The following is an 18894-nucleotide window of genomic DNA, read 5'->3' as shown; positions in this document are numbered from 1 at the left end:
GATTAGGTTGGGCCAGACCGGCGAAATCGCTTTGCGTGACTTCGCCGGGGCATTCTTGTTTCGTGCATGTCTTTACTCCAAAACCGCAATACGGTTTGGGCACATGCACAGGCCTTACTTGGCGTGCAGGCGTGCTTCCGCCGCCTTGGCCGCCGCTTCGGCGGTGATGCCGAAATGCGGGTAGAGCTGCTCGATCGTGCCCGAGGCGCCGAAGCCGGTCATGCCGACGAAGATACCGTCCGAGCCGATGAGATGATCCCAGCCCTGGCGGATGCCGGCCTCGATCGCCATCTTGATCGGCGCGTTGCCGATTGTCTTCTTGCGATAGTCGTCGCTCTGCTTGTCGAACAGCTCGAAGCAAGGCACCGAGACGACGCGCGTCGGGTGGCCGTGCTTCTCAAGCAAGTCACGGGCGCCAAGAGCGATCTCGACCTCGGAGCCGGTGGCGAAGATGGTCACCGCCGCCTCGCCGCTGGCCGCGGCCAGTTCATAGGCGCCCTGGCTGCTCAGGTTCTTGGCGGAGTGCTCGGTGCGCACCGTCGGTAGGTTCTGACGGGTCAGCGCCAGGGTCGACGGCGTCTTTTCGGATTCGAGCGCGATCTGCCAGCATTCGGCGGTTTCCACCGCATCGGCCGGACGGAAGACATTGTGGTTGGGAATGGCGCGCAGGGCCGCCAGGTGCTCGACCGGCTGATGGGTCGGGCCGTCTTCGCCGAGCCCAATGGAATCATGGGTCATGACGAAGATCGAGCGGATGCCCATCAGCGAGGAAAGCCGCATCGACGGGCGGGCATAGTCGGAGAAGCACATGAAGGTGCCGCCATAGGCGATGAGGCCGCCATGCAGCGTCAGGCCGTTGATCGCGGCCGCCATGCCATGCTCGCGGATGCCGTAGTGGACATAGCGCTGACCATAGTCGTCGGGCGTGATGTTCTTGGTCTGGCTGGTCTTGGTGTTGTTGGAGCCGGTCAGGTCGGCGGAGCCGCCGATGGTTTCCGGCACGGCGCCGTTGATGACTTCCAGCGCCATCTCGGACGATTTGCGGGTGGCGACCTTCGGCTTGTCGGCCGAGAGCTTCTTCTTGTACTCGGCAATGACGGCGTCGAAGTTGGACGGCAGCTTGCCGGTAAGACGGCGCTCGAACTCGGCCTTCAGCTTCGGCTCGGCCTTGGCGAGGCGGCCTTCCCAGTCGGTACGAGGCTTGGCGCCGGCCTTGCCGGCTGCGCGCCAAGCCTCGAGGATTTCGGCTGGAATCTCGAAAGGCGGCGACTCCCAGTTGAAGAATTTGCGCGCGCCGGCGATCTCGTCGGCGCCGAGCGGCGAGCCGTGCGCCTTGTTGGTGCCGGCCTTGGTTGGAGCGCCGAAGCCGATGGTCGTCTTGCAGGCGATCATCGTCGGCTTGTCGGAATGGCGGGCGGCCTCGATGGCGTAGGCGATCGCTTCCGGATCGGTGCCGTCGATATGGCTGGCATTCCAGCCGGAAGCCTGGAAGCGGGCGACCTGGTCGGTGTTGTCGGCGAGCGAAACCGGACCGTCGATCGAGATGTTGTTGTTGTCCCAGAAGACGATCAGCTTGTTGAGCTTCAGATGCCCGGCAAGCGCGATGGCTTCCTGGGAAACACCTTCCATCAGGCAGCCGTCGCCGGCCAGCACATAGGTGTAGTGGTCGACGAGGTCGTTGCCGAAGGCGGCGTTCATGATGCGCTCGCCAAGCGCGAAGCCGACCGAATTGGCCAGTCCCTGGCCGAGCGGACCGGTCGTCGTCTCGATGCCGGTTGCATGACCGTATTCGGGATGACCGGCGGTTTTGGAGCCCAACTGGCGGAAATGCTTGATCTGGTCGATCGTCATGTCCTCGTAGCCGGTCAGGTAGAGCAGCGAATAGAGCAGCATCGAACCATGGCCGGCTGACAGGATGAAGCGGTCGCGGTCGGCCCAGTGCGGCGCCTTGGGATCGTATTTCAGGAAGCGGGTGAACAGTACCGTGGCGATGTCGGCGCAGCCCATGGGCAGGCCGGGATGGCCGGAATTCGCCTTCTCGACAGCGTCCATGGAGAGAAAACGGATCGCATTGGCCATCCGGTCATGTTGTTCACGCGACGTCATGGTTCCTCCAGGGTGGGGGTTTGGGGGCTTGGGAGAACCCTTGAAAAGGGTGCGCGACACATAGCAGGCGCGGGCTTTTAGTCAACAAATCGGGCGCACATTTGCCAGTCTTGTGATGCCGGCGGCGGACCTACATTAGCGTTAGCGGGGGACAGTCGCGAGAGCTTTGTTGACGTTGCCTTCACCCGGTGCCTAATGTTTCCCAGATAACGCGTTCTGAACGCGAACGATTCGGTGATGGGCAGGGCACAGGACGAAGCCATGACCGGGGAAAGCACGCTCAAGGAAGTAATCGCCAGGCTGGGCAAGGCCATCGAAGGGCTGGAGAACGCCGTCGCGGCCAAGCTGGAGCACGAGCGCGACTATTCGGAAGCCGAGGCCGAAGTGCAGCGGATGAATGCCGACCGCTCACGGCTGGCGCAGGAACTCGACAATTCCGAAGCGCGCGCCGAACGTCTGGAAGACGCCAACAAGGAAGTCTCGCGACGGCTGGTGACCGCCATGGAAACCATCCGCGCCGTGTTGGACAGATAGGAGCTGGCCCATGGCACAGGTCACGGTTTCAATCGACGGCAAGCAGTATCGCATGGCCTGCGACGAGGGCCAGGAAGAGCATCTGATCGACCTTGCCGAGCGCTTCGACCGCTATGTCTCACACCTGAAGGACTCGTTCGGCGAGATCGGCGACCAGCGGCTGACGGTCATGGCCGGCATCATGGTGATGGACGAACTGTCGGAGCTGCAGAAACGCGTCAAGGGCATGGAAAGCGAAGTGCTGACCTTGCGCAAGACGCGCGACGAGGCGTTGACCAAGGCCGACAAGAGCGACAGCGTGCTGACCAACGCGCTCGGCGCGCTGGCGCAGCGCATGGAAGATCTGACGGCGACGCTGGCGATCAACAAGGCCTGAGTTGCCGAGGCCTTGCGCGTGCAACCGGAAGCTCTTGCGCCGATGCCGTCGGCAGGATGAAAATGCTCATTCCGCCGCCGACAAGAGTTTCATATTATCTTGCGGTCACGATTTTTGCGCTAAGATGCGGCTGTGCCGGTGGGCGGGCGCTTGGTGGCGGCACGGTTTGCCGCCCGTCGCGCTGACCGGGGACCAGATCAGTTACAGGGGAAATGTGCCATGAGCCTTCGTATCAACGACATCGCGCCGGACTTCACCGCAGAGACCACGCAAGGAGAGATCAAGTTCCATGACTGGATCGGCGACGGCTGGGCGATCCTGTTCAGCCATCCGAAGAACTTCACACCGGTCTGCACGACCGAGCTTGGCACGATGGCGGGACTGGAAGGCGAGTTCAAGAAGCGCAACGTCAAGATCATCGGCATCTCCGTCGATCCGGTTGCGAGCCACGACAAGTGGCAGGCCGACATCAAGACGGCGACCGGCCATTCAGTGAACTATCCGCTGATCGGCGACAAGGACCTCAAGGTCGCCAAGCTTTACGACATGCTTCCCGCCGGTGCCGGCGAAACCTCGGAGGGTCGCACGCCCGCCGACAACGCCACGGTGCGCTCGGTCTATGTCATCGGACCGGACAAGAAGATCAAGCTGGTGCTGACCTATCCGATGACCACCGGCCGCAACTTCGACGAGATCCTGCGCGCGGTCGATTCCATGCAGCTCACCGCCAAGCATCAGGTGGCGACGCCGGCCAACTGGAAGCAGGGCGAGGATGTTATCATCACCGCCGCCGTTTCCAACGAGGATGCAATCAAGCGTTTTGGTGCCTTCGAAACCATCCTGCCCTATCTGAGGAAGACCAAGCAGCCATCCGCCTGAGCGCTTCGGAACGGTTTTTGGCTTTCTTGCCCTTGTGAGCGAAGGGATGCTTGACTGGGCCACCCGAGTGGACAACCATGCTCCTCTCGGGTGCCGCCAGAGAAAATCATTCCTGTCGGCTGGAGCGGTCCATCGTTTCACGGAACCGTGGAACACTCTAATCCGTTGTTTCGACGCAATTCCGCACGGAAAACCGTGTCACGCTTTTCCAGGAATTGCTTCAGGGGTTTGGGGAAGCCGAAATTGGACGTAGCTTTGGCCAGGCCGCAGGTCAGCGGCTTCTATGACAAGCCGACCGGGGCCATCCAGTATGTCGTCGCCGACCAGGCGACGAAGCGATGCGCCATCATCGATCCGATCCTCGATTTCGACGAGAAGTCCGGTGCGACCGGTACGAAGAATGCGGACGCCTTGCTCGATTTCATCCGGGAAAACGGGCTCGAACTCGAGTGGATCCTCGACACCCATCCGCATGCGGATCATTTCTCGGCGGCGCACTACCTGAAGCAGAAGACCGGGGCACCCACCGCCATCGGCGACAGGGTCGTCGAGGTCCAGAAACTATGGAAGGCGATCTACAACTGGCCGGATTTTCCCGCCGATGGCTCGCAATGGGACAGGCTGTTCAGGGAAGGCGAGACGTTTCGGATCGGCAGCCTTCCGGTCAAGGTGCTGTTCTCACCCGGACATACGCTGGCCTCGATCACCTATGTGGTCGGCGACGCCGCCTTCGTGCATGACACCCTGTTCATGCCGGACAGCGGCACGGCGCGGGCGGACTTTCCCGGCGGCAGTGCCGCGCGGCTGTGGCGGTCGATCCAGGGCATACTGGCGTTGCCCGACGAGACGCGCGTCTTTGTCGGGCATGATTATCAGGCCGGTGGCCGCGAGCCGTTGTGGGAAAGCACGGTAGCCGCGCAGAGGGCGACCAACATCCATCTCGTTGCAGCGCGCAATGAGGCCGAGTTCGTCGCCTTGCGCGAGGCACGCGACCGGACATTGCCGATGCCGCGGCTGATCCTGCATGCGCTCCAGGTCAACATGAATGGCGGACGGCTGCCGGAACCGGAAGCCAATGGCCGGCGGTATCTGAAGTTTCCGCTGGATTCGCTTTGAGGGTACGCCGTTGCTGAAACTGCCAATCTCCCCCGCAAGGGGAGATTGGCAGTAGCCTCGTCTTCGCCAACCGACGGCGCCGACGCTAAGACACAAAAAAGCGGCGCCAGTTTCCTGACGCCGCCGTTCTGTTTCATTACCGAACCCGGGCTTTAAGCCGCCGGCTGGGCCTCGATGGTGCGCAGGGCCTGGGTCTGGCGCTTGGCGGCGGCCTTGACAGCATCCTGCACCTTCTCGAAGGCGCGCACCTCGATCTGGCGCACGCGCTCGCGGCTGATGTCGAACTCGGCCGACAGCTCTTCCAGTGTCAGCGGCTCTTCGGCGAGGCGACGGGCCTCGAAGATACGCCGCTCGCGCTCGTTGAGCACGGCAAGAGCGCCCGACAGCATGCCGCGCCGGTTTTCCAGCTCGTCCTGCTCGATCAGCATCTCTTCCTGGCTTTCGTGGTCGTCGACCAGCCAGTCCTGCCATTCGCCGGATTCGCCTTCCGTCGCCCGGATCGGCGCGTTGAGCGACGCGTCGCCCGACAGGCGGCGGTTCATCGACACCACTTCGGCTTCGGAAACGTTGAGCCGTGTGGCGATCTCGGCGATCTGGTCGGGCTTGAGGTCGCCGTCGTCCAGCGCCTGAATCTTGCCCTTCACCTTGCGCAGGTTGAAGAACAGACGCTTCTGGTTGGCGGTCGTGCCCATCTTGACCAGGCTCCACGAGCGCAGGATGTATTCCTGGATCGAGGCCTTGATCCACCACATGGCGTAGGTCGCGAGGCGGAAGCCGCGCTCGGGTTCGAATTTCTTGACGGCCTGCATCAGGCCGACATTGCCTTCCGAGATCACTTCGCCGATCGGCAGGCCGTAGCCGCGATAGCCCATGGCGATCTTGGCGACGAGCCTCAAATGGCTGGTGACGAGCTTGTGCGCAGCGGAAGTGTCTTCATGCTCGGCATAACGCTTGGCGAGCATGTACTCTTCCTGCGGCTGAAGCATGGGAAAGCGGCGGATTTCTTCCAGATAGCGGCTGAGGCCGCCTTCGCCGGAAACGATACTGGGTAGTGACTGGGCCATGATAGCGCCCCCTCTCTATTGGAGTGATGCCCCCGAAACGCGGCGGGCATGTGACGCGAACACCAAAAGGCTCGCTCGCGACATCAGATCTTATACAGGAACAAAACCAGAAAAGACAGACATTTGTTCAACACGAAACAGTGTGTCACGTTGAAGTGAACAATGCCGGTCAGGTTTTTGATGGCTGGTTTCGAGCTCGTTGATGGCAGGTTCAGAGATTACGGAAGCCGCCGACGAGTTCCTCCATGTCCCCCGGTATCGGCGCCTCGAACCTCATCGGTAGATGGGTATCCGGATGGCGAAATGCAAGGAGCCAGGCATGCAAAGCTTGCCGGGAAAATGCCTTGACCTGACTTTTCAGGGGCTCCGGCAGCCGATTGGCCTTGGTTCGGAAGGCCTGGCCGTAGTCGGGGTCGCCGATCACCGGGTGGCCGATATGGGCCATGTGGACGCGGATCTGGTGGGTGCGGCCCGTTTCCAGCCGGCATTCGACCAGGCTGGCGGTTGCAAATGCCTGTTGGTTCTCGCCAAAACGCTCCTGAACGGCGAAATGGGTGACGGCATGGCGGGCGTCGTCGCGGCCTTCCGGCACCACGGCGCGGCGCACCCGGTCGGCGGCGCGGCCAAGCGGCGCATCGACCGTTCCGGTCGGCCTTTGCGGGATGCCCCAGACCAGGGCCAGGTAGGCGCGTTCGAGATCGCCGGTCCGGCCATGGTCGGCGAAGGCTTCGGACAGGGCCTTGTGGGCGCGGTCGGTCTTGGCCACCACCATGACGCCGCTGGTCTCCTTGTCGAGACGATGGACGATGCCTGGCCGGCGCACCCCACCAATACCGGAAAGGCTGTCGCCGCAATGATGGATCAGCGCATTGACCAGCGTGCCGGTCCAGTTGCCGGCGCCGGGATGCACGACCAGCCCCGCCGGCTTGTTGATGACGATCAGCGTGTCGTCTTCATAGAGTACGTCGAGGGCGATGTCCTCGCCCTGTGGCGTGGCCGGCTCCGGCTCCGGCATCGCGACCGATACACGTTCGCCTGGTGTCATCTTGCGCTTGGTCTCGTCGACCGGCTTGCCGTCGACCTTGACCGCGCCTTGCCGGATCAGCATCTGCACGCGGCTGCGCGACATATCAGGGCCAAGGCTGGCCGCCAGCCATTGGTCGAGCCGCTGGCCGGCCGCATCCTCGCCCGCTATCAGCACGGCGCGTGCCGCCTTCGTCAATTGGTCCCCTATCAATTCGGGGGCCTCTTCGTTATGAGCGCTCATCGAAAAACCGTTCCGGAATGTTTTGCCATGGCCCGGCCCGCTGCCGAAGAAGATCAGGAAAAGCCGCTCGATCCCGAGGTCGAAAAGATGCGTGGCAAGCTCGTCCGCTTCATGGCCATCAATCTCGGCCTGCTGTTGCTGGCCCTTATGGTGGTGATCGCGGCGATTGTCTACAAAGCCCGTAAAGCATCTCCCGAGAACCCGCCATCGGCCGGCGATATCCAGGTGCCCGCCGGCGAGCCGTTGAGCGGCGACATCGTGCTGCCGGTCGGCGCCAAGGTGGTCAGCCAGTCGCTGTCGGGCAATCGCATCTCGATCGATGCCGAACTTCCCGACGGCGGCCGCACGATCTTCGTCTATGACATCGGCGAGCGCCGCCTGATCGGCCGTTTTGCTGTTCGCAACAAATGACAGGCCGCAACAACGAACAGGCCCAAGGCATGAAGGGTTTTGCCGAACATCGCCGTGTCGCGACCGTGGCACTGGTCGTCGCCAATTATGACGAGGCGATCGCCTGGTATGTCGGGCGGCTGGGCTTCCTGTTGCTCGAGGATGTCGATCTCGGCGGCGGCAAACGCTGGGTGACGGTGGCGCCGGCCAACGGGCAAGGCGCCAGGCTGCTGCTGGCCGAGGCGTCCGACGAGGCGCAAAGGCAAAGCATGGGCAACCAGACCGGCGGCCGGGTTTTCCTGTTCCTCGAAACCGATGATTTTGCAGGTGACCATGCGGCGATGCTGGAAAAGGGAGTCGAATTCCGCGAGGCGCCGCGTTTCGAACCCTATGGCACGGTTGCTGTTTTCGCCGATCTCCACGGCAATCTCTGGGACCTGATCGAGCCGAAACGGTAAGGCGCGGGCGGCTTTTCATTCGATCTGGTAAAGCCGCCGAACGCCAGTTGCTTTTTCCCGGCCGTCAGCCTATATCGCCGGTTCTTGAGCGCGCCCATCGTCTAGCGGTCAGGACACCGCCCTCTCACGGCGGGAACAGGGGTTCGATTCCCCTTGGGCGTACCAAGCTTCCCTCTCTGTCCAGATTGGCCATTTTTTGCCGCTCGGCTTACCCTGAGCATGCGCCTGGCCGCACTCTGGCTGTCGATGGCCTCAAGCCGCTCACCTTGCGCGAAGAAGGCACAGGGATGATGATGACGGCCGCAAGGCTTCCTCGTTCGTATGGATTGAAGGGGGAACCTGCACCGACCTCCAGGGCTGCCAACCAGATGTTGCCTCCATGATCGACCCTTCCAACCGCCAGGGCGGCCATCCCGACGACGCCATCGAGCCGGCTTTTCAGGCAATCGAGGCAGGCAGGGTTCCCTTGCCCGGCGGCTACCGACAAGGTGTGATCTCCGCGATCACCGTATTGCTCGGATTTTCGCTTCTCTTCCTGCGTTACTGGAATTTCGAAGCTGATGGCGGATGGACGATTGCCTCGATCCTGGCGACGGTCCTTCTCGCACTGGCCATCGTTCTGCAACTCGTCGCACTGTGGCGTTCGCTGCTCCCACGCGACGACGACGAGCCGGTCTATCGGGTCACGCTGCGCTGGTTCCTCGCCTCCATCATCGCTCTCCTTGCGGGCGTGCTGCTGGCCGGGCTGACCGCCTCGCACGTCTTCAATCTTTGATCGAGGCGATTCCGGCTGCGCCACTATCCGCGCCTGCGCCCCGAGATCGTCCTGATTGCCTGCATGGGAAGGCCCGCCGACCGGGAGTCAGGCGGGCCTTGGAGTAGTCGCAAAGGGACTGGCTTCGGACTGCTCGGTGATCCGTAGGATCACGTTCAATATGGCCCTCAGGATGAGTTGGCGCATCGGCCGAATGGATGAAAGAGGCAGCCCTATCCACGTTTCGTGGCGATCCAGCTCTGAGAATAGAGAGGGCTCGGACGATGCTCGGGCACGCATCCGCGCGGATCGCGTCTGGCCAGGGGATTGGCGAAATTTCCGAGAGCCCGGAGGCTTAAAGCCTTCGATCCACCCAATTTAAGTCAGGCTGCGGCGCTTGAAAGCGCAGCGATCTCTGTTACTTGCGGTGCCGGGGTAGCATCCGCGGCAGTGCGGATTTTTGGGTCGGTAGAGTTGGAATGGCGTCACTGAAGATGATTTGCCCGCGTTGTCATGGCGGCGGCAAGGTTTTCGATTGCTCCAGATGGAGTGCCTCGAAAGGGCACTGCTGCCCACAAGGGACACATCAGACCAGTTGCCCGGGGAAGACCCTCACTTGCACAGAGTGTGGCGGCGTGGGGATGCTTGCGGAAGCCGAGCTCAGGGCCGTCGCCTAGTCTCGCTTCGGCCGGCACGCGATGCGGACGGCTTTCGCGTCGCGATCGTGCCGCCATCCCTTGAAGATCCCGCAGGCTTTTGCGGCCAAGAGCGGTCTCGCCCTTCGTGCAATGATAGGACGTGCCGCTTCTGGCGCGGCGTCGCCGATTGCATTAGCATCACGTCATGGATTTCGAGGCACGGCTGAAGCGCCGCGCGGAATGCCGGGTGCCAGGCAGATCCTGACGGGCAATCGATGCCGCGGGGAGAAGGCCAATGCAGAAACTGCAATCGCAGGGCGTCCACCACATCACGCTGGTCGGCGCAGGGCGCCAGACCTCGATCGATTTCTGGGAAGGCGTGCTCGGCATGCCGTTCATCTTCGAGCAGCCCAACCTCGACAAGGCCAGCGAAAGCCATCTCTATTTCGATCCAGGCGACGGCCGGCTCATCACCGTCTTCACCGATGAGAGCCGCACACCGGTCAAGCGGCGCACGCCGACCGATACGGGCTGCGTGCATCATATCGCTTTCGCGGTGTCGCGCGTCACCTTCCTGCAGGCGGTCGCCAGGCTCGACGAGCGTGGCATCAAGCACAGCGGCGTCAAGGATCGCGGGTTCATGGATTCGATCTACTTCGAGGATCCGCTCGGCCTGCTGATCGAACTCGCCTCCTACCGCTTCGAGCCGCCGGCGGGTTTCACCCATGCCGACGTGCTGATGCAGGCACACAGGCTGCGCGTCGCGCGCGGCGACTACAACATCGCCGAGGTGCATCTTGCCGATGCGATCCAGGCGCTTGTCGAAAGCTCCCGCGCGACCTTGTCGGACGACCGGTCGCCGAAGAATCCATACTGACGGCCAACGAAACAGAGGGAGGACAACAATGGTAAAGACAGTGACCAAGAGCGTGAAGAAACCGGGTGCCAAGGTAAAGCCGAAAGCAGCCGCCAAGCCTGCCGCAAAAACAGTCGCGAAGCCGGCGGTGAAGGCAGCAAAGGCCGCGCCGAAGGCGGCCGCGAAAGCCTCGGCAAAACCGGCAGCCAAAAAGCCGGCGCCGAAGACCGCCAAGGCCAAGGCAGCGAAAAAGCCGGCACTGAAGCTCAGCATGCTGAAGCCGAGCGTCAACAACATGACGGTGCGGGTGTTTGCCCGCGCTGCAGGGTTCGATGCCGCCGAGACGGACGCCTGGGGTCACACGCGCTCGTCCGAATACATGGCGCGCAATCCGGCGCATCTGACGCCGATGATCGAGGACAAGGGGTTGCCCAGAGGCGTGCTTTGGGAAAGCTGCGCCATCATGCAGTATCTGGCAAACAAGTACGGGCTGGAGAAATTCTATCCCAAGGCGCCGGCCAGGCGGGCGATGGTCGATAGCGCCATGTTCTACCTGATTGGCACACTGTACCCCTATGTGGCGCGCGCCACATACCCCGCGCTGGGGTTCCCGCAATATGCCGGCGAGGTCGGCCACAGCGATGCCCATCCCGACAAGAAGTCCGAAGCGCAGAAGGCCGCGATGGCAGCGATCGCCGAGCCGCTGGAGGTTTTCCATAGCTTCTTCAGGGACGGCAAGCCGTTCATCGGCGGCCAGAACCCGTCGATCGCTGACATCCGGCTGGCGGCGACGCTCGAGTTCCTGGCGGTCATCGACTACGCGCTGCCGCCATGGGCGACCGAATATATGGCGGCAATCGAGAAGAAGCTTGGCAAGGCCTACACCGAGCCGGCCGGCGACGTGCGTGGCTACATCGCCTATGTGAGATCGCAGGCGAAGGCCTGACGTTAAGGATTCGTTAACCAAAGCCCTATCTACTGTCAGGAATTCGCCGCGCGACCACGGATGTACTGGCGCAATATCGGTGAAAGGAAAGGTCGGCTCCGTGCCGGCCTTTTTGCTTTTCCGAGCCCCCTGCCGGGACATCGCGTGACGGTGACCAGGCAAACCCGGAGCATCAACTTTTTGCGTCGGGATATTGTCATCGTCGACGTTGGCTCTAACATCCCGTCCGGCGAATCCGGCCTGGAATGCCGGCCTGGAGTGAGATGAGGGTTTGCGATGAAATGCGTGGCGGCAATGCTGATGATCGCCGGTGGAATGCTTGCCGGGACGCTTCTCCCATCGCGGGCCGCGACGCTCAATACAATGGATGATGTCGGGGCCGCGATCCAAGCGTGCTGGACGCCGCCTGCGGATGCAGGAAATTCCACCGTCACTTTGAGTTTCAGCTTCAAGCGCGACGGCTCGCTCATCGGTCCGCCGCGGCCGACCGCCGCCAAGGTCGCCGGCGATGACAAGGCGCGGAAGGCGTTCATCGACGCGGCCATTGCCGCCGTCAGGAATTGCACGCCCCTGACTTTTTCACCGGCCTTGGCGCAGGGCATTGGCGGCAACGTCTTCACGCTGCAACTGACTTCCCCGAAGCAATAGCAGTCCGCCGGCCCTTCAGCGGGAAGTGGCGGCACGTGGATTTCGTAACCTCGCGACTGGGCGAGGAAATGCTTCCAAACGGCAGATTGACCGTCAGGGCTTTCCAACCCGCCAGACCGGTTCTTCAAACCAACGGCTCAATGGCTTAGGCGTCGTACCTCGGCATGCCGGGCCAGGTCCGGTGTTTCGAAGACGTAATCGCTCCAGGCCGATTCCGGAATTTGTCCGGCCAGGTAGCATTCCAGCAGCAGATTTTGCTCGGGATTGAGCGGTCGTGGCGCGCGCTCGTGATCCAGCCCGAGGGAATGAAAAAGGTTCCTTGTCAGTTCCGATACCGTGAAGTGGATCGACATCTGCGTTCTCCCTTGTCCATGAACGCCGCGGCCAGGCAAAGGTTTCAGCGTCATGCACCCGGTAACGCCGGATTGATCGTTCGCCAGAGACCATGGCCTGTCAACGTCGACAGCGCCGGTCTGGTCGTACTTGTTTTCCGGTTCGTCTCAATCTTGAAATAAAAATGTAATACCGAATTTACAGGAGTCCTTCTATTGCACTAGATAAAAGTCTGTCTAGATCGGAAAGTCTTAAGTATTAGGTATAGCTCATTTAGTACAAGATTACCCAAGTAGAAATAACGCCTTCCCCACGTCGTCAGCAACAGGGACAGTGTCGTCGCGATGATCCGTTTCTGGCTTCCCATGATGGTCGCGCTGCTGACGGTGGCTGCCTTTGCACTCGGCACGACGTCTTCCTATGCGGATAGTTGCAGCGCGATCAGAAGCCAGTTGCTTTCTGGCGGCCGCGGCGGGGGCGTGAGCCCCGAACTGGCGCAATTGCGCCGCCAGCTTGCGGCAATCCGGGGCCTGGAGAGGCAGCGCAGGTGTACGGCGCAAAGTGCCACGGGCGGCTTTTTCAACGCCTGCGCCGACCTTGCCAGAAACCGGGCGGAGGTGCAGCGCCAGATGGCGGCCGCGTCCAATTCCGGCCGGGACATTTCGGGCCTGCAGGCGCGCCTCGCGGCGCTCGGCTGCACATCCGGGGCAAAGGAGCAGCGTTCGGCACCGAAGACCCAAGCCGCAACGGGTGGAGCAACGTATACCGGCAATACGATGCTGTTTTGCGTGCGCCTGTCGGATGGATATTTCTTCCCGGCGCCAAAGTCGCAATTCGCCGGCAGCGGCGATCTCAAGCAAACGGCCGATCAGTGCCGTTATATCTGCGATGATCCGGCCGTCGATCTCTACACGTTGGGCGATGCCAGTCTGGAAACCGAAAAGATGATCGCGCTTGATACGCGCAAACCCTACACCGAACTGCCATCGGCTTTCCGCTACCGAGACGATGCAAATTTCAAGGCCTGCGACGTCAAACGTTATTATTCGCGTGTTGCCGAACTCAGGGCAAGGACGGTGACGCCGACAGACATGTCCAACGCCATCATTCCCCTGCCTCAGCCGAAGCCGGACCTCGGCAGTGTCGCGGCAATCCCGCAATCCGGCACCGAAGCCCCGGGTGTTGCCCAGCTGCAGTCGATCGAGGCCGGCAAGCGGACGGTGCGCGTGGTCGGCCCGGCCTTTTTTCCGGCGGAATAGACCACTTCTTTCTTCCCATTCGGCGGATACGACTTGCAGCGAGCCGCCGGCGCGGCGGCAAGGTCAGTTGGAACAGAGGGGCGCTCACGGCGTTGTGATCGACATCAGCCAGGAGAAACGCCATGGCCACGTTCCGGGAAATGCGGGTGCAGGAAATCGTCGAGGACGAATCCCTGTCCACCGAACAAAAGATCGCCGAGTTGCGTGAGATCGAATCCGAGGCACGTGGGCTGCAACGGGCGGCATCGGAGAGCTCGATGGGTGATGATGACGGCTGGCAGGACGATTTGCGCCAGGTTCGGTTCGCGCTCGACAAGCTTGGTGCAAAGGAGCCGAAGAAAGGCGCGGCATCACTGTAGAGCCTGCTCGCGACTTCGGTTTGTACTTCCAGGGCTCAGTCGCAGACCATGCGGACTCGCTGGCCTGGCGCGCTCACGTTCCTGCACGCCAGTTGTTTTTTCGGCTCCGAGGACGCGGGAGACGGCGGTGAAAGCCTCGTGTGGTGTCGTCTCTGTACGGCAGGTTTCGAAATCCTGCGTTCGGAAAATTGTTCGGGCGGCTGTGGTGGCACCGGAAAGGCACCATTGTCGACTTGCGGCGCGTAATCGACATTCGGGGGCGGCCGTTCCCAGAAGCGCCTGGCGTCGAGCGGCCGCGGGATGATGACCGTGCCGTCATAGCTGCGCGAACAGCCACTGCCGAAAAGCAGTGTCACGCCCAGCAAGAAAGGCCCTATCCGTCCGTACATTAGCAACACCCCTGCATGGACTTATAACGCAGCCTTGGTCCGCCCGACAACCGGGCGGAATAACGCAGGCCGAGCGTGCCGGTCGCGCCGTTAAGGTTAGCGGATCGTTAATGCTTCTCGGGCACATTCCGCCGACGAACCGCGGAGGGAGGGTTCGACCTTGATTTTCGGGGTGGGGACAGCATGGCGGAAGCGGACGAAGCAATCGGTGCGCGCGGCAGGCGTGGGTCCGGCAAGGCGGTGCATCGTGGTGACGCGCCAGCATGCGCGGACATGGATTCGGCCGACGCGCTTCGCCAGCTGGTCGAGGCAGGCTCGGACTGGATCTGGGAGACCGACGCCGAACTGCGCTTCTCCTGGCTTTCACCCACCTATCAGGCGGCCACCGGCATCGATCCGGCTGATGTGCTCGGCCGGTTCCGCTTCGATTTCCTGACCCAGGTCCTGAAAGGCAAGCGCAGCGCGGCGGCGCATCTGGAGGATCTGGAGGCGCACCGGCCTTTCCGCGACTTCGTCTATGAACTGAAGGGAGGTCGCGCCGGCTGTCGCTGGGTGCTGACTTCAGGCTTCCCACGGTTCGACAGCGAAGGAAAATTTGCCGGCTATCGCGGCATAGGCCGCAATGTCACCGCACTGGCCAGCGCGTTCGAAGACATCGCGTTCGAAGACATGGAGCCAAGGCAGGAACCGCCAGTCGGCGGCGACACCGCCGGGCATCTTGCCGATCTCGAGCGGACGATGGATGCCATGCGCATGGGGATCGTGCTTCTCGACGCGAAGCTCGACACGCTGATTATCAACAAGGCCTATCGTGACATCTCCAAGATGTCGGAAGGCGATGTGGCCGTCGGCGCACCCTTCAGCCTGCTGATGGAGATCAATCGGCGCAACGGCATTTATGGTGATATCGCCCAGCCGGAATGGGAGCGCTATCTCGCCAGCCGGCTGGATGAGATCCGAGCCGGCAGCATCTCGGCTCGCCAGTTCCGCCATGCCGACGGCAAGACGATGCTGTTCTCCATCACAGCCTTGTCGGGTGGCAAGCGACTGCTGACCTATTACGACGTCACCGAGCTGAAGCTGCGCGACGCCGAGCTCGCCGATGCGCTGGAAAAGGCGCGGCTCGCGGAGGCGGTAATCAACGCCGTCGAGGATCCGATTTTCGTCAAGGACGATCATCTCCGGTTCGTCTTCGTCAATGAGGCATTCGCGAAACTGTTCGGCCAGACACCGCAAGCCATGCTTGGCAGACCCGGTGGCGATTTCCTCGGGCCGACCCAGGTCGCGCTCTTCGAACGCAGTGAACGGGAAGTCCTGTCGACGGGACAAATCTATGAAGTCGAAGAGAATTTCGACGATGAAGGCGCCGCTCGTTCGCGCATTGTCAGGAAAAACCGCGTCCGCATGCCAAGCGGCCGCGACTATGTCGCCGGCTTCCTCTTCGACATTTCCGATATGAAACGGCGCGAGACCGAGGCGCAGGATGCGCGCAAGCATCTCGCCAGCGTGCTGGAATCGCTGCCGGCCGGTGTGATCATCTACGATCGCGATGACAAGTTCGTCTTCGCCAACCGCAAGCTGCAGGATACGCTGCCGGCGTTGAAACCTTTCTGGCAGCCCGGCCGGAGTTTCCGCGAGGCGTTGGAATTCGGCCGCTCAGTCGGCTATTTCCGCTCGAGCGGCGATAGCGGGATCGACGGGCTTTACGAATCCGAACCCGAACGCTGGCTCGACAGCATATTGGAGCGCTACCGGCTGCCAAATTCTTCCTACGAGCGCCTCAATGCCGATGGACGCTGGTATCAGGTCTACGACATGCGCGCCGATGACGGCACGTTCATCGGTGTGCGCGTCGACATCACCGATATCAAGAGCCGCGAAGCCGCCCTGCGCGATTCCATGCGCCAGATCGACCTGTTCCGGCACGTCATGGATGAGTTGCCGGTGGCCGCCTTCATCAAGGCGCAGGACCTGAGCATCGAATTCGTCAACAAGGCCTGGTGTGCGATCACGGGCCTCGCCAAGGAAGACGTCATCGGCCGGACCGACCGCCAGCTGTTCGGCGCCGCGGAAGCGGAAGCCTACAGCCATGACGACACCGATGTCGTGGCGACCGGCGCCGTGCGCGAGGTCGAGGAGCCCGTCACCCATCGCGACGGCACGGTGCGGCAATTGATGACGCGCAAGAGCCGCCTGGTGGCGACCGACGGATCGGTGCATCTGGTCGGCTCCAGCACCGACATCACCGACGTCAAGGCGCGCGAGCGGGCTCTGGAAGAGAGCATGCGCGAGAACGAGGTGTTCCGCAGCCTGATCGACAATGTGCCGGTGTCGATCTACGCCAAGCGCTCCGACCTCAGGCAGTTCTATGTCAACAAGGGCTGGTGCGACCTTACCGGCTTCAGCAAGCAAGAGGCGATCGGCAAGACCGATGTCGAGATCTTCGGCCCGGATGGCGAGGCCTTCGTCGCCGGCGATCTGGCCGTGCTGCGTACCGGCGAAACCCAGGAGATCGAGGAGAGCGTGACGCTTCCCGATGGCAGCGTGCGCCACCAGTTTGCGCGCAAGGGCGCGATGATCGCGTCGGACGGGTCGCTCTACCTCATCGGATCGACCACCGATATCACGGAGCTGAAGATGCGCGAGGCGGAGCTCAGCGAGGCGCGCCAGCGCGCCGTGCTCGCCGACCGCGCAAAGTCGGAATTCCTCGCCAATATGAGCCATGAAATCCGCACGCCAATGAACGGTGTGCTGGGCATGGCGGAACTCTTGGCCAAGTCCAATCTCGATCCGAAGCAGAAGACGTTCACCGACATCATCGTCAAGTCGGGCAACGCGCTCTTGACCATCATCAACGACATCCTGGACTTCTCCAAGATCGATGCCGGCCAGATGGTGCTCGATCCGGCGCCCTTCAACCTTGCCGAGGCGATCGAGGATGTGGCGACGCTGGTGTCGACGCGTGCCAAGGAAAAGGACCTCGAGCTTATCGTGCGCGTCGAGCCAAGGCTCGAAAACCTGTTCATCGGCGACGTCGGCCGCATCAGGCAGATCGTCACCAACCTGCTCGGCAACGCGGTGAAATTCACCGATGAAGGCCATGTGCTGGTCGACGTGACCGGCGAGAGGGTCCCGACCGGAACCAAGCTGACGATTTCGGTCACCGACACCGGGATCGGCATCCCCGAGGAAAAACTGAAGCTGGTGTTCGAAAAATTCAGCCAAGTCGACACCTCTTCGACACGGCGGCACGAGGGCACCGGGCTTGGCCTTGCCATCACCTCGCGGCTGGTCGAACTGATGGGCGGCGAGATCGGCGTCGAGAGCGCCGAGGGCAAGGGCTCGACCTTCTGGTTCACCGTGACGCTGCCCAGTGCCGGGCAGCAGAACGGGCAGCGCATCATGCCGGTGGACGTGACAGGCGCACGGGTGCTGATCGTTGACGACAATGCCGTCAACCGGGCCATCCTGACCGAGCAGATGACCTCGTGGACGTTCGATTCCTGCGCCGCCGAAAGCGGCGCCGAGGGCCTCAAGGTGCTGATCGCGGCCGCCGCCTACGGCGTGCCCGTGGATTGCGTCGTGCTCGACTACCAGATGCCTGGGATGAGCGGCGCAGAAATGGCGCGCATCGTGCGCAACACCGAAGGTCTCGCCGACACGCCGATCATCATGCTGACCTCGGTCGACCAGTCGCTCGCCAACACCAGCTACCGCGATCTCGGCATCGACGCCCAGTTGATCAAGCCGGCGCGTTCCTCGGTGCTCCTGGAGACGTTGGTCGCGACCATACAGCGCCATCGCCATGCCACGGATGGCCACGCCGCCCAGCCGTTCGCAGGCGAGGGGCCTGGCGCTTCTCCGCCGCTGGCATTGTCCGAACAACGCGCGCAATTGCAGCCGCCACCGGTTCGCCCCAGGCTGCCTGCCACCGCTGCTGGCGGAGACAGGCTGGACATCCTCGTGGCCGAGGACAATGAGGTGAACCAGATGGTCTTCACCCAGATCCTTGGCGAAACCGGCTATGGTTTCGAGATCGTCGGCAATGGCCGCAAGGCGCTCGACGCCTTCGGCAAGCTCAATCCGTGCATGATCCTGATGGACGTCTCGATGCCGGAGATGAGCGGGCTCGAGGCGACCGCCGCGATCCGCCGGCTGGAGCAGGAAACCGACACGCATGTGCCGATCGTCGGCGTCACCGCGCATGCGCTCAAAGGCGATCGCGAGCGGTGCCTGGAGGCGGGCATGGACGACTATCTGCCCAAGCCGATCAGCCCCAGGGCCCTGCTGGAGAAGGTCGAGCGCTGGATCGGCGCCGGCCGCCAGGTCCAGCGCAACGCGGGATAGCATCGCGTTGCCTGTCCCGGGGATGTCAGAGGCAAGCCAAGGGAATCAATCGCGGATTTACCGCTACGCCCGCGTGCAATGACTATGGCGCGATCGCACCATATCTAAGGTGGCGCCCAGCCGAGACAATAGCAAAATCGAATTCCGCCCTTGCAGTTACGGGCGGGAGCAGCGA

17 protein-coding genes and 1 tRNA gene are annotated in these 18894 nt (G+C 62.3%); 14 read left to right on the top strand and 4 right to left on the bottom strand.

Annotated features, from left to right (window positions below; translation table 11 throughout):
- Positions 1 to 114: 114 nt before the first annotated feature.
- A complete protein-coding gene (gene tkt, locus AC1VON_RS01520; protein ID WP_483120147.1) occupies positions 115 to 2106 on the bottom strand; it encodes a transketolase in 1992 nt (663 codons plus the stop codon).
- A 261-nt stretch (positions 2107 to 2367) separates the two neighbouring features.
- Here tkt and AC1VON_RS01515 point away from each other — a divergent pair, with 261 nt between their 5' ends.
- The 4 genes from AC1VON_RS01515 to AC1VON_RS01500 all read left to right on the top strand — a co-directional run bounded on the left by AC1VON_RS01515 (position 2368) and on the right by AC1VON_RS01500 (position 5011).
- Complete coding sequence (locus tag AC1VON_RS01515) at positions 2368 to 2640, top strand: DUF4164 domain-containing protein (RefSeq protein ID WP_056576508.1); 273 nt, start codon at positions 2368 to 2370, stop codon at positions 2638 to 2640.
- 10 nt (positions 2641 to 2650) lie between these two features.
- Positions 2651 to 3016, top strand: a complete 366-nt coding sequence (locus AC1VON_RS01510; RefSeq protein WP_056575728.1) for a cell division protein ZapA — start codon at positions 2651 to 2653, stop codon at positions 3014 to 3016.
- A 219-nt stretch (positions 3017 to 3235) separates the two neighbouring features.
- On the top strand, positions 3236 to 3895 hold the full coding sequence (locus tag AC1VON_RS01505) for a peroxiredoxin (protein ID WP_172348224.1): 660 nt from the start codon (positions 3236 to 3238) through the stop codon (positions 3893 to 3895).
- 243 nt (positions 3896 to 4138) lie between these two features.
- Entirely contained in the window at positions 4139 to 5011 is an 873-nt protein-coding gene (locus AC1VON_RS01500; RefSeq protein WP_483120144.1) for an MBL fold metallo-hydrolase, read from the top strand.
- A gap of 152 nt (positions 5012 to 5163) precedes the next feature.
- Here the strand turns inward: AC1VON_RS01500 and rpoH are convergent, their stop codons facing one another.
- Together rpoH and AC1VON_RS01490 are read right to left on the bottom strand one after the other, a co-directional pair.
- Positions 5164 to 6075 (bottom strand): RNA polymerase sigma factor RpoH, encoded by a 912-nt coding sequence (gene rpoH / locus AC1VON_RS01495; protein WP_019861619.1) that lies wholly within the window; start codon positions 6073 to 6075, stop codon positions 5164 to 5166.
- A 211-nt stretch (positions 6076 to 6286) separates the two neighbouring features.
- On the bottom strand, positions 6287 to 7342 hold the full coding sequence (locus AC1VON_RS01490) for an RluA family pseudouridine synthase (protein WP_483120142.1): 1056 nt from the start codon (positions 7340 to 7342) through the stop codon (positions 6287 to 6289).
- 27 nt (positions 7343 to 7369) lie between these two features.
- Between AC1VON_RS01490 and AC1VON_RS01485 the strand changes: the two genes are divergently transcribed.
- The 7 genes from AC1VON_RS01485 to AC1VON_RS01455 all read left to right on the top strand — a co-directional run bounded on the left by AC1VON_RS01485 (position 7370) and on the right by AC1VON_RS01455 (position 12032).
- Complete coding sequence (locus AC1VON_RS01485) at positions 7370 to 7753, top strand: fimbrial protein (protein WP_172348227.1); 384 nt, start codon at positions 7370 to 7372, stop codon at positions 7751 to 7753.
- Between the two features lie 29 nt (positions 7754 to 7782).
- Positions 7783 to 8190, top strand: coding sequence for a VOC family protein (locus AC1VON_RS01480; RefSeq protein WP_483120139.1), 408 nt, complete (start codon positions 7783 to 7785; stop codon positions 8188 to 8190).
- Positions 8191 to 8280: 90 nt separating this feature from the next.
- Positions 8281 to 8355, top strand: a tRNA-Glu gene (locus AC1VON_RS01475).
- Between the two features lie 214 nt (positions 8356 to 8569).
- Positions 8570 to 8965: a hypothetical protein gene (locus AC1VON_RS01470; protein WP_206681895.1), complete on the top strand. Its 396-nt coding sequence runs from the start codon at positions 8570 to 8572 to the stop codon at positions 8963 to 8965.
- Positions 8966 to 9877: 912 nt separating this feature from the next.
- Entirely contained in the window at positions 9878 to 10459 is a 582-nt protein-coding gene (locus AC1VON_RS01465) for a VOC family protein (protein WP_483120137.1), read from the top strand.
- A gap of 28 nt (positions 10460 to 10487) precedes the next feature.
- Positions 10488 to 11384: a glutathione S-transferase family protein gene (locus AC1VON_RS01460; RefSeq protein ID WP_172348230.1), complete on the top strand. Its 897-nt coding sequence runs from the start codon at positions 10488 to 10490 to the stop codon at positions 11382 to 11384.
- Between the two features lie 276 nt (positions 11385 to 11660).
- On the top strand, positions 11661 to 12032 hold the full coding sequence (locus AC1VON_RS01455; protein WP_172348231.1) for a hypothetical protein: 372 nt from the start codon (positions 11661 to 11663) through the stop codon (positions 12030 to 12032).
- Between the two features lie 137 nt (positions 12033 to 12169).
- Here the strand turns inward: AC1VON_RS01455 and AC1VON_RS01450 are convergent, their stop codons facing one another.
- Positions 12170 to 12385, bottom strand: coding sequence for a hypothetical protein (locus tag AC1VON_RS01450; protein WP_140772725.1), 216 nt, complete (start codon positions 12383 to 12385; stop codon positions 12170 to 12172).
- 324 nt (positions 12386 to 12709) lie between these two features.
- Between AC1VON_RS01450 and AC1VON_RS01445 the strand changes: the two genes are divergently transcribed.
- The 3 genes from AC1VON_RS01445 to AC1VON_RS01435 all read left to right on the top strand — a co-directional run bounded on the left by AC1VON_RS01445 (position 12710) and on the right by AC1VON_RS01435 (position 18719).
- Positions 12710 to 13624: a DUF2865 domain-containing protein gene (locus AC1VON_RS01445; RefSeq protein WP_483120134.1), complete on the top strand. Its 915-nt coding sequence runs from the start codon at positions 12710 to 12712 to the stop codon at positions 13622 to 13624.
- Positions 13625 to 13746: 122 nt separating this feature from the next.
- A complete protein-coding gene (locus tag AC1VON_RS01440; protein ID WP_056575770.1) occupies positions 13747 to 13983 on the top strand; it encodes a hypothetical protein in 237 nt (78 codons plus the stop codon).
- 572 nt (positions 13984 to 14555) lie between these two features.
- Positions 14556 to 18719 carry a PAS domain-containing protein gene (locus tag AC1VON_RS01435; protein WP_483120131.1) on the top strand — a complete coding sequence of 1388 codons (4164 nt, stop codon included), beginning with the start codon at positions 14556 to 14558 and terminating at the stop codon, positions 18717 to 18719.
- The last annotated feature ends 175 nt before the right edge of the window (positions 18720 to 18894 follow it).

The sequence above is a fragment of the Mesorhizobium sp. HAY1-8B genome (genome assembly GCF_056868045.1).
Note: the sequence above shows the minus strand (reverse complement) of the source record. Positions and strands in the feature narration are given on the sequence as shown.

What these genes read in the sequence shown, in the direction of transcription:
- tkt (WP_483120147.1), bottom strand. Translation starts at nt 2,106, where the DNA reads ATGACGTCGCGTGAACAACATGACCGGATGGCCAATGCGATCCGTTTT.
- AC1VON_RS01515 (WP_056576508.1), top strand. Translation starts at nt 2,368, where the DNA reads ATGACCGGGGAAAGCACGCTCAAGGAAGTAATCGCCAGGCTGGGCAAG.
- AC1VON_RS01510 (WP_056575728.1), top strand. Translation starts at nt 2,651, where the DNA reads ATGGCACAGGTCACGGTTTCAATCGACGGCAAGCAGTATCGCATGGCC.
- AC1VON_RS01505 (WP_172348224.1), top strand. Translation starts at nt 3,236, where the DNA reads ATGAGCCTTCGTATCAACGACATCGCGCCGGACTTCACCGCAGAGACC.
- rpoH (WP_019861619.1), bottom strand. Translation starts at nt 6,075, where the DNA reads ATGGCCCAGTCACTACCCAGTATCGTTTCCGGCGAAGGCGGCCTCAGC.
- AC1VON_RS01490 (WP_483120142.1), bottom strand. Translation starts at nt 7,342, where the DNA reads ATGAGCGCTCATAACGAAGAGGCCCCCGAATTGATAGGGGACCAATTG.
- AC1VON_RS01485 (WP_172348227.1), top strand. Translation starts at nt 7,370, where the DNA reads ATGGCCCGGCCCGCTGCCGAAGAAGATCAGGAAAAGCCGCTCGATCCC.
- AC1VON_RS01480 (WP_483120139.1), top strand. Translation starts at nt 7,783, where the DNA reads ATGAAGGGTTTTGCCGAACATCGCCGTGTCGCGACCGTGGCACTGGTC.
- AC1VON_RS01470 (WP_206681895.1), top strand. Translation starts at nt 8,570, where the DNA reads ATGATCGACCCTTCCAACCGCCAGGGCGGCCATCCCGACGACGCCATC.
- AC1VON_RS01465 (WP_483120137.1), top strand. Translation starts at nt 9,878, where the DNA reads ATGCAGAAACTGCAATCGCAGGGCGTCCACCACATCACGCTGGTCGGC.
- AC1VON_RS01460 (WP_172348230.1), top strand. Translation starts at nt 10,488, where the DNA reads ATGGTAAAGACAGTGACCAAGAGCGTGAAGAAACCGGGTGCCAAGGTA.
- AC1VON_RS01455 (WP_172348231.1), top strand. Translation starts at nt 11,661, where the DNA reads ATGAAATGCGTGGCGGCAATGCTGATGATCGCCGGTGGAATGCTTGCC.
- AC1VON_RS01450 (WP_140772725.1), bottom strand. Translation starts at nt 12,385, where the DNA reads ATGTCGATCCACTTCACGGTATCGGAACTGACAAGGAACCTTTTTCAT.
- AC1VON_RS01445 (WP_483120134.1), top strand. Translation starts at nt 12,710, where the DNA reads ATGATCCGTTTCTGGCTTCCCATGATGGTCGCGCTGCTGACGGTGGCT.
- AC1VON_RS01440 (WP_056575770.1), top strand. Translation starts at nt 13,747, where the DNA reads ATGGCCACGTTCCGGGAAATGCGGGTGCAGGAAATCGTCGAGGACGAA.
- AC1VON_RS01435 (WP_483120131.1), top strand. Translation starts at nt 14,556, where the DNA reads ATGGCGGAAGCGGACGAAGCAATCGGTGCGCGCGGCAGGCGTGGGTCC.